The sequence below is a fragment of the Plantactinospora alkalitolerans genome, assembly GCF_015690345.1.
Classification (GTDB): Bacteria; Actinomycetota; Actinomycetes; order Mycobacteriales; family Micromonosporaceae; genus Plantactinospora; species Plantactinospora alkalitolerans.
In genome coordinates, this window is record NZ_JADPUN010000268.1 from 20,448 (window position 1) to 29,419 (window position 8,972).

General features: G+C 70.4%; 12 protein-coding genes and 1 pseudogene. 6 read left to right on the forward strand and 7 right to left on the reverse strand.

The features are described 5' to 3' along the window. Positions 1 to 35: 35 nt before the first annotated feature. Together I0C86_RS31260 and I0C86_RS31265 are read right to left on the reverse strand one after the other, a co-directional pair. Positions 36 to 227: a DUF397 domain-containing protein gene (locus I0C86_RS31260; RefSeq protein ID WP_196204910.1), complete on the reverse strand. Its 192-nt coding sequence runs from the start codon at positions 225 to 227 to the stop codon at positions 36 to 38. Then, a complete protein-coding gene (locus tag I0C86_RS31265; protein WP_196204911.1) occupies positions 218 to 1,021 on the reverse strand; it encodes a helix-turn-helix domain-containing protein in 804 nt (267 codons plus the stop codon). Before I0C86_RS31265 ends, I0C86_RS31260 begins: the two co-directional genes overlap by 10 nt. A 247-nt stretch (positions 1,022 to 1,268) precedes the next feature. On the opposite strand from I0C86_RS31265, the gene I0C86_RS31270 reads away from it, so the two are divergent. Together I0C86_RS31270 and I0C86_RS31275 are read left to right on the forward strand one after the other, a co-directional pair. Further along, a complete protein-coding gene (locus I0C86_RS31270) occupies positions 1,269 to 1,526 on the forward strand; it encodes a hypothetical protein (RefSeq protein ID WP_196204912.1) in 258 nt (85 codons plus the stop codon). Further along, the gene (locus I0C86_RS31275; RefSeq protein ID WP_196204913.1) at positions 1,523 to 1,873 is read left to right on the forward strand and encodes a hypothetical protein; all 351 of its coding nucleotides are present in this window, start codon (positions 1,523 to 1,525) and stop codon (positions 1,871 to 1,873) included. Before I0C86_RS31270 ends, I0C86_RS31275 begins: the two co-directional genes overlap by 4 nt. Before the next feature lie 13 nt (positions 1,874 to 1,886). Here the strand turns inward: I0C86_RS31275 and I0C86_RS31280 are convergent, their stop codons facing one another. Both I0C86_RS31280 and I0C86_RS31285 read right to left on the reverse strand, forming a co-directional pair. Next, positions 1,887 to 2,921 (reverse strand): phosphotransferase, encoded by a 1,035-nt coding sequence (locus I0C86_RS31280; protein WP_196204914.1) that lies wholly within the window; start codon positions 2,919 to 2,921, stop codon positions 1,887 to 1,889. A 9-nt stretch (positions 2,922 to 2,930) separates the two neighbouring features. Further along, on the reverse strand, positions 2,931 to 4,202 hold the full coding sequence (locus I0C86_RS31285) for an MFS transporter (RefSeq protein ID WP_323373962.1): 1,272 nt from the start codon (positions 4,200 to 4,202) through the stop codon (positions 2,931 to 2,933). Positions 4,203 to 4,582: 380 nt separating this feature from the next. Here I0C86_RS31285 and I0C86_RS31290 point away from each other — a divergent pair, with 380 nt between their 5' ends. Continuing rightward, positions 4,583 to 5,449, forward strand: a complete 867-nt coding sequence (locus tag I0C86_RS31290) for an alpha/beta fold hydrolase (RefSeq protein WP_196204915.1) — start codon at positions 4,583 to 4,585, stop codon at positions 5,447 to 5,449. Between the two features lie 99 nt (positions 5,450 to 5,548). Here I0C86_RS31290 and I0C86_RS31295 read toward each other — a convergent pair whose 3' ends face one another. Then, complete coding sequence (locus tag I0C86_RS31295; RefSeq protein ID WP_196204916.1) at positions 5,549 to 6,292, reverse strand: helix-turn-helix domain-containing protein; 744 nt, start codon at positions 6,290 to 6,292, stop codon at positions 5,549 to 5,551. Between the two features lie 62 nt (positions 6,293 to 6,354). Between I0C86_RS31295 and I0C86_RS31300 the strand changes: the two genes are divergently transcribed. Next, positions 6,355 to 6,936 (forward strand): TIGR03086 family metal-binding protein, encoded by a 582-nt coding sequence (locus I0C86_RS31300; RefSeq protein ID WP_196204917.1) that lies wholly within the window; start codon positions 6,355 to 6,357, stop codon positions 6,934 to 6,936. 55 nt (positions 6,937 to 6,991) lie between these two features. After that, positions 6,992 to 7,690: a hypothetical protein gene (locus I0C86_RS31305; RefSeq protein WP_230395090.1), complete on the forward strand. Its 699-nt coding sequence runs from the start codon at positions 6,992 to 6,994 to the stop codon at positions 7,688 to 7,690. Between the two features lie 69 nt (positions 7,691 to 7,759). Here the strand turns inward: I0C86_RS31305 and I0C86_RS31310 are convergent. Beyond that, positions 7,760 to 7,975 (reverse strand): annotated as a pseudogene (locus I0C86_RS31310) (mycothiol-dependent nitroreductase Rv2466c family protein); the annotation flags it as partial. Between the two features lie 16 nt (positions 7,976 to 7,991). Between I0C86_RS31310 and I0C86_RS31315 the strand changes: the two are divergent. Then, positions 7,992 to 8,237: a hypothetical protein gene (locus I0C86_RS31315; RefSeq protein ID WP_196204918.1), complete on the forward strand. Its 246-nt coding sequence runs from the start codon at positions 7,992 to 7,994 to the stop codon at positions 8,235 to 8,237. On the opposite strand, the gene I0C86_RS31320 is transcribed toward I0C86_RS31315, so the two are convergent. Beyond that, positions 8,174 to 8,972, reverse strand: a 799-nt coding sequence (locus tag I0C86_RS31320; protein ID WP_230395091.1) for a low temperature requirement protein A, incomplete at its 5' end; no start/stop codon positions are given. The genes I0C86_RS31315 and I0C86_RS31320 overlap by 64 nt on opposite strands.

Below are 8,972 nucleotides of genomic sequence, written 5' to 3' on the forward strand. Positions count from 1 at the left end.
TCAGAATGTGCCCCCGGCCAGCATGTGCCCGCCGGCTACCGCCGGTGGGCCACCTCGGCGACGAAGGTCCGCCAGGCGTCGGGACCGAAGGTCAGCACCGGCCCGGACCGGTCCTTGCTGTCCCGGACCCCGACCACCCCTGCCAGGTTGTCCGCCACCTCCACGCAGCTTGCTCCGCCTGTGTCGCTGCGGGTTGACTTCCGCCAGGCGGCACCGGTCAGATCCATGACTTCGCCACTTCCTTCATCAGCTCGATCGAGGGGGTGCGCGGCAGCGCCTCTCCCCGCAGACTTTCCCACCTACGACCCAGCGCGGCAACGGCCTCCGGGGCGGCGACGATGTGCGGCCGCAGTGCGCTGTCCACATGCGCGATCTCGCGATAATCCGTCCCCTCCATGAGGATGAACGACCCCGCCAGCCCGGCGTGGTAGCCCACCTCCGCCGGCACCACGTGCACGTGGATCTGAGGCTGCTCGGCGCTGGACAGGAGGTGATCGAGCTGCTCACGCATCACCACCGGGCCGCCGATCGGCCGGCGCAACACACCCGCATCCAGCACAGTGACGAATTGCGGCGGGTTCTCCCTGGCCAGCACCGCCTGACGTTCCAGCCGGGCTGCCAGCAACTGCTCCACCTGATCAGGGTTGAGCATTCGCCCACCGGTCAACACCGCTCGGGCGTACGCCTCGGTCTGCAACAGGCCCGGGATCAGACACGACTCGTACCAGCGGATCGAGGTCGCGGTCCGCTCTTTGATCACCCACTCGCGGAACCAGACCGGCGAGCCGCCGCCGAACTGCTCCACCAAGCGCCAGAACAACCCGCCGGTCCTCAAGGCCCGGTCCGCGCCGTGGACGTACTCCGAGGTCAGTGAGCGGGTTCCGTTCTCCACCGCGCTGACCAGGGACGCCGAGCAGTTGGCCCCCTTGCCGAATGCCTCCTGGGTCATCCCGGCCGCGCACCGGGCCCGGCGGATCTCCTCGACGATGAAGTCCGCCATCGAATCGTTCAGGTCGCCCACCACATCTCCTCCACACGCCAGGCCGGTCCGGATCGGGTACGCCACCGCACCACACGGGCATCACTCCACCCGCACAACCGGTCACGGAAAGTCAGATCGACTACCGAGCGTAGAGCCTTCACGTCCAGAGTGGAAGCAGGCCGTCACGCTCGGTGGAAGGGGTCGGTCGCAGAGGTACCCGGGCGTGCCGTGCGGGGGCCGTCGGCCGCTACCCGGCGGCCCCCATCCACACCTCGGGAGGATTCACATGTCCTACGCCGAACATCCGCACCACCATCGGGACCAGCAGCCGGGCTGGGTCTGGTGGCCGACACTGGAACTGCCGGTCACCGCCCCGCTCTGGCTGGAATCGCCAACCGCTCCACCCGCCGTACCCGGCCGGCACCGCAACGGCCGGTGGCCGGGCCAGCGCCGCCCGGCCAGGGTCGACGTGGACGCGGTCGGCCGGGCCGGGCAGCTCACCCCCGTCCAGGCACACCCGTCCCGGGGCAGCGGGCCCCGATGACCGCCGACGCGCCCCGGGACCACCTGCCGCAACGGCCGATCTGGCTCTGCCGGGCCTGCGCGGCGGAGTGGCCGTGCCTGGTCGCGCGCACCCGGCTACCCATCGAGTACGCCCGGAACCCGGTCGCACTGCACATCTACCTCGGCACCATGCTCCAGGCGGCGATCGACGACCTCTACCGGCTCAACCCGGAGCCAGGTCCCGACCCGGCGCGGATGTACGCCCGGTTCCTCGCCTGGGCCCGACCACGCCTACTTCTCACCCGGGCCCGCCTCGGGGTCGACGCCGGCGGCAACCGGCAGCGGCCCCGGGGCGGGCCACCGCCATCGGCAAGCGCGCCTTCATAAGGCGATGGTGCCGTCAGCGGGTTCCTTCGAACCAGGCGGCAACGAGCTCCAGCGGGCGACGGCGGCCGGCGAACATGGCGACCGCGTCCCGGGTGTCGTAGGTCTGGCTGATCTTCGCAGGCGTCGACGTGACCCGGCTGAGCATCAGGGGTGCCAACCAGAAGTACTTCGCGGCGCCGGTGAGCCGGATGGCGCGGCGGGCGGCTGACGCGTCCACCGCACCGGCGAGCCCCCGGAGGTAGCCGGCGGTGACCCGCTCGGCGACCTCGTCGATCAGGGCCGGGTCGACCAGGCCGTCGAAGAAGGTGTCCAGGATGAGGTTGGCGGCGTCCTCGCCGAGTGGGCCGGGGCCGACGAAGCTCCAGTCCAGCAGCACCGGCCCCGAGTCGTCGACGATCAGGTTCATCGGCCACACGTCGTGGTGGCACAGGGTACGGGGCAGTTCGTCGGTGGCGCGCAGTACGTCGTACCGGCGTAGCCAGAGTTCCCGCAGTCCGGCGCGGAGTTCGGGCGGCCAGGCGGCTGCTGCGACGGGATGGTCCCAGGGGATCGGTTCGGTGACCGGACGGGTCGTGGTGTAGTCACGCAGCCAGTCCCGGGACAGCCACGGCTCGTTCCGGCGCCGGCCCAGCCACGACGCGTGCCCGGCGCCGAGCCGCTCGGCGAACTCGCCCAGGCTGGCGGGCGTCGCGGCGGTGCCGGGTACGCCGTCGACGTGCTCCAGCCACAGCGCGATCGACCCGTCGGGCCGGTCGATCGACTCCAGCAGGGCCGGAGCGCGGATGCCCGCCGCCGCATAGGCCGTGTCCGCCAGTCCATCGCGGTAGGCCAGGGCCTCCCGCCGCCAGTAGTTCCAGTGGCCCTGATCGGTGCTCGCCGCCCAGTGCGCCGGCACCCCGTCCCGACCCGGCGGCGTCGAGATCTTCAGGATCGCGTTCCGGCCGCCACGGTCCACCCGCCAGATACCGCCCGTCGCCCCGTTGAACGCGTTGTGGCCGAGCGGCTCGGCCGTCCACCGAGGTCCTACGAGATCGACGGGGGGCCTCATCCTCCCAGCCTATGCGGCGGGCCGGTTCGTCCGGTTCAAGCTCCGGCGCAGTGCCCAGGCGGTGGCGACGGTGGCCAGCGTGCCACCCGCCCCGGCGACCAGCAACGTGGTCGGTGCCGAGGTGGCATCGAGCAGCACGGCACCGCCCAGGTAGGAGAGCGCGGCGGCGATCCCGATCGCGCCGTACAGGTTGCCGAAGACCCGGCCGAGCATCCTCTCCGGTACGACCCGTTGCAGCAACGTACTGGAGGCGACATCCATGGCCGCGATCCCGAGTCCGCGTACCGCCTGCATGACGATGGCGGCGCCGACCGCCCAGGCCAGTCCGGTCAGCAGGTTGCCGACACTGCTGATGGCGAACCCGGCGATCAGCAGCGCGGCGGTGGACGCGCGCATCCCGTACCGGCCCAGCAGCAGGTAGCCGACGAACAACCCGAGCCCGACCGCGCCCAGCAGCAGCCCGACCGCCGAGGCGCCGGCCCGGAAGGTGTCGGTGGCCAGCAGGACCAGGGCGACGTCGTCGACGCCGTTGAACGCCACGACGGCGCAGAACCCCAGGGCGACCACCCGGACCACCGGGGTCGACCAGAGGTAGCCCAGTCCCGCCCGCGCGTCGCGCAGCAGGGAGCCCCGTCCGGATTCCGCCCCGGCGGGCGCGGACATTCTCGGCAGCGAAGCCAGCAGGGCCGCCGAGAGCAGGAACGACGCCGCGTCGACCAGCAGCACCCCGCGTACGCCGATCAGCGGGAACAGCGCCGCCGCGAGCAGCGGACCGATCACCTCGCCGCCGTTGGTGCCGAACCCGACGGTGGAGTTGGCGGTCTCCAGGTTCCGGTCGGGGACCAGGGCCGGCACCGCCGCTCGGGAGGCGGGCTGGAACACCTGCCCGGCGATCGCCCGGACCGCCACCAGTGCCAGCAGCACCGGCAGCGGCGGCAGCAGTACGGCGATCAGCAGCAGCATCCCGCCCTGGACCAGTTCCGCGCTGATCATCACCCGTCGCAGGTTGAACCGGTCGCTGAGCGCGCCGGTGAGCGGGCCGAGCAGCGCCGGCGCGAAGTCGCCGACGAGCAGCAGCAACGCGATCGCGAACGCCTGCCCAGTACTGTCCGCCACGTGCAGCATCAGGGCGACCAGACTCAGCGAGTCGCCCGCGTACGAGATGACCCGGGCCGACCACAGCGCCCGGAAGGCCGGGTTGTGCCGCAACAGCCGCATTCCGCTGCGGGTGGGCTCGTCGGTGTCGGTGTCGGTGTCGGCGTCGATGGTCGGACCTGTCACGGCAGTTCCGCTCCTCGCGCTCGTGGTCGAACGTGCGCACGGTAACGAACCGACGATTTCGGATCAACGCGATTTCCATCGAGGGGAAAGCGTTCCCGCCCGCCGGAAGTGGTGTGTCCTCCGACAAGGTGAAACCTGAGGGATTTTCCTCTTCTGTCTGAGATTTCCGCTGACCGTAAGTACGGTGAGGTTCGGGCGATCAAGTGATTCATCGCGGCAACGGAGCCCGCGCCGCCATCGATCCACGCGCCGCATCCACGCGCCGCATCCACGCGCCGCTCGGCGGCGCTTCCGCCCAATTGAGGCTTCGGCTGGGTTGCGTTGGCAGCCACGCACACCTGCCCGCCTTCGGAAACCACTGACCAACGAGGGAGAAACACATGCTCGGTATCTCGCTACGTCGGCCGAAGGTCGCCGCCGCAACGCTCGCGGCCGCAACGCTCCTTACGGTGCTCGGCTCGGCCACCCCACACGTGTCAGCGGACGGCGGTCCGCAACCAACCCGCGACGAGGGGCATGACACCAGGCCAACCATCGTCCTGGTGCACGGCGCCTGGGCCGACGGCTCGAGCTGGAGTCAGGAGGTCCGCAACCTCCAGGCACTCGGTTACGAGGTCCAGGTTGCGCCGCAGCCCAACCGGGGGCCATCGATCGACAGCGGCTACCTGGAGGACTTCCTGTCCACCATCGAAGGTCCCATCGTGCTCGCAGGCCACTCGTACGGCGGCTTTGTGGTGAGCGACGCCGCGACCGGCAACAGCAACGTCAAGGCACTCGTGTTCGTCGACGCCTTCGCCCCGGACGAAGGGGAGACCGTGGAAGATCTCACCGCCGGCTCCGGTTCGGTGCTTGAGCCGGCCCTGACCGACCCCACGAGCGTCTTCAAGCTCGTGCCGTTCCCTGGCGCCCCGGAAGGTGCGGTCGACTCGTACGTCCTGCCGGAGGTGTTCATCACCGGCTTCGCCAACGATCTGCCTCGGCGGCAGGCGGCGGTGCTCGCCGTGTCCCAGAGCGCCCTGGCCACGAACGCCCTGACTGAGCCGGCCACGGATCCGGCGTGGAAGACGATCCCCTCATGGGCGGTGATCGGTACCGAGGACCGGGTTATCCCGCCGGCCGGCCAGGAGGCGATGATGACCCGGGCGGGGGCCAAGATCACCCGGATCGACGCCTCCCACCTTTCGCTGATCTCCCATCCCGACGAGGTCACCGAGGTCATCCTGGAGGCGGCCCGGGCGACCACCTGATGGGGCCTCGGAACATCGGCAGCAGCCGTGGCCGCGTGGGCCCAACCGGCCAACGCGGCCACGGTGGCCGGGATACAGCGTTGATCTCGATGGTGTGCCTCAATAACGCTCGGCGTACCAGGTCGGCGGCTCGCCGAACATCTTCTTGAAGTCCCGGGCGAAGTGCGCCTGGTCGGCGTACCCGAGTTCGGCGGCCAGGGCCGCCCAGTCGACCTGCTCGCCCCGGCCCAACCGCTCGGTCACCTCGTGCAGCCGGTACCGCCGGATCACCCACTTCGGGCCGATGCCGACGTACTCGGCGAACAGCCGTTGCAGCCCCCGGACGGTCATGCCGAGGTCGTCCGCCAATGCCTCGACCCGGCCGATCGCCGGATTGGCGGCGATGGTCGCCACGATCTCCGCGACCGATTCCGCCCGGACGTCCCGTTCGGGCCGCCGGGACAGCAGGTACCGCTCCACGGTCGGCACGTCGAGCGGATCGGGCAGGTCGCCGGGGAAGATCTCCCCCGCGTCGATCGCCCGGTCGGTGATCGTCGAGACCGACGTACCCAGGAACGGCCGGAAGCATCCCGGCCGGAACGCCACCGCGAACATGCCGTCGACGCCGGTCAACACCCTGATCTGGTGGCCGCTGCTGACTCCCTGCACCAACGCGCCGCCGTCGCGGAACGTCAGGTGCACCCTCGGGTACGGCACGATCAACTGACGGTACGGCTCGGCGTACTCCCAGGAGATCATCCAGTAGCGCTCGACGTACGGCGCGAGTTCGGGCGAGGGGTCCGAAGTGGTGTGGCGTTGGTACCTCGTCCACGCCCCGGAGAGTTCGCGGACATCCCTGGCCATGCCGGCAAGCCTATGTCGCGTTCGTTCAAGACAACCGCCGACCAGCGTGTTTTCCTTGGCCCATGTCTGACCTACAACTGGCGGGCCGTGCCGCCACAACTCTGGTGGAGATCATCCGCAACATCAAGCCCGACCAGCTCGACGCGCCGACTCCGTGTGCCGAGTACGACGTCCGCAAGCTGATCAACCACCTGCTGTTCTGGGGACCCCCGCTGGAGGGGGCCGGGCGGAAGGAGACCGTGCGACCGCCGGCCGCCGCCGACACCGAGGTGGATCTGACCGGCGGGGACTGGGCTGCCGAGCTGGAGGCACAGGTCGGGCGCACCGCCGAGGCCTGGAGCCAGCCCGCCGCCTGGGAGGGCACCACCCGGGTGGTCGGCCCGACGGAGCTGCCGGCGACGATGATCGGCGGAATGGTCGTCTGCGAGATGGTCGCGCACGGCTGGGACCTGGCCCAGGCAACCGGGCAGAAGCCGGACTGGGACGACGAGCTCCTCGCATTCGTCCACGAGGAGGTGTCGAGGACCGCCGAGCAGGGCCGGCAGATGGGCGCCTACGGGCCCGAGGTCTCCGTGCCAGCGTCGTCATCCACACTGGACCGGGTGCTCGGCATCATCGGCCGGGACCCCGACTGGCGCCGCTGAACCGACCTGTTCTCCGGCGACCGCGACGACCGGCGGTACGACGGAAGGAACACCGATGGGCTACACGACGACGTTCACCGGCCGGGTAACGGTCGTACCGCCGCTCAATCCGCAGGAGCGCGACTATCTGGCGCGGTTCGGTGGCACCCGCCGGATGCATCGGGCGAAGGGACCGTACTTCGTCGGGGGCGGTGGTTACGCCGGGCAGGACATCGAGCCCGACGTCGTCGCCGCCAGCGACCCGCCGCCGGGGCAGCCCGGCCTCTGGTGCCAGTGGGTGCCGTCCGAGGACGGCTCGACGATCGAATGGAACGAGCAAGAGAAGTTCTACGAGGCGGAGCGGTGGCTGGCGTACCTGATCGACACCTTCCTGGCCCCGGACGCCGTCCTGGCCCGGGAACTCGCCGACCCGGTGCCCGGCCGGGTCTATCCGGAGGACTTCGCGCACTTCAGCTTCGACCACGTCGTGAACGGTGTGATCCGGGCCGACGGCGAGGAACCGGACGACCGGTGGCGGATCGAGGTACGGGACAACGTCGTCTACGTGGTCCGCTACAACGTGGAGCCGGAGTACGACGAGGTTCATCCGGCGGACCCCGACGAGTGGGGCGAGGCCGAGTGGGCGGAGTTCCATTCCCGGATCCGTCACCACGTCGCGTTCGTGGTGCGCGGCGGTCGGCTGGAGGAGGTCGACCCGGCGGCCGGGATCGCATTCGACCCGGTCGACCCGGTCGGCCCGCCCGACGGGAACTGACCCGGCCGCTCCCCCGGTTCAACCCTTCCGTCAGCCGCATCCGTCAGCCGCATCCGTCAGCCGCATCCGTCAGCCGAATTCCGGGGACCGGTCACGGGTCCGCTTCAGTTCGAAAAAGCCGTCGGTGCCGGCCACCAGCAGTACGCCGTCCCAGAGCCGGCCGGCGGCGGCGCCGCGCGGGATAGGAGTGATCACGGGTCCGAAGAACGCGATCAGCCGACCGTCCGGGCCGGGCACGTGGATCACCGGGGTTCCGACCTCGTCGCCGACCGGTTCCATTCCGGCCAGGTACGGTTCCCCGGTGGACCTGTCCCGGGTGCTGGCCCGGGCCCGCGATGCCGGAGTCGGGGTCGAGAGCCTGGCCAGCTACTGCGCGAATCGCCCGGCGCAGCCGGGTCTGGTTCTCGGCTACGGTGCGATCCCGCCCGTCGACGTCGACGAGGGCCTGCGGCGACTCGCGGAGAGTTTCTGGCCCGCCGACATTCAGTGGGTGACCGGGTTCAGGGGATTGACGAGGGTCTGGATCAGGTTCGACGTCGCGATGTAGGCCAGGATGCCCATGAGGGCAAGCGCGATCATGATCGGTGGTAGCAGGGAGGTGGCCGCCGCCAGCCCGGCCAGCAGGAGCAGCCCGATCATCCGGGCCCGGTTGACGTGGGCGAACACCGTGTAGTCGAGCAGGGCGCGGCCGATCAGGAACACGGCCGGGCCGCCGAGGATCGCCATCGCCCAGGACGGCGGGGTGTCACCGAACGGGCGTTCGATGACGAGTTGACTTCCCACTCCCGTACCCAGGATGCCGGCCACCAGAATCAGGTGGACGAAGGCGGCGACCTGGCTGAGCCGCTCCGGGTTGACGGAGGTGGCGATGGTACTGGTCATCAGTTCCCCGGCCCGGTAGATGTAGATGCGCCAGACCAGCACAGTGATCAGGAAGACCACGACGAGCGCTCCCGAACGCGCGGTCGTGTAGGGGCCCGCACTGAACGAACTACCGACCAGGAAGAGAGACGCGCCGAGCGCGATGATGACGAACCGTCGGTAGCGCTCGGCGATCCGCTCGCCGACCGACCCCGGCAGCGGGGGCAGCCGGTGCCGCGACCAGGGTGCGGGCCAGCCGAGCACGACCCCGAGGTACTCCACGACGACACCCACCGCCCAGAGCACCGCCCGGGTGCCTCCGGTCGCGAGGAGCGCGCCGGTGATCCACGGCACCGCGGCGGCGGACTCCCAGAGGAGAGTACGGCTGCTTCTGAGCCCCACCCCCGGCCCCCTGATGAAC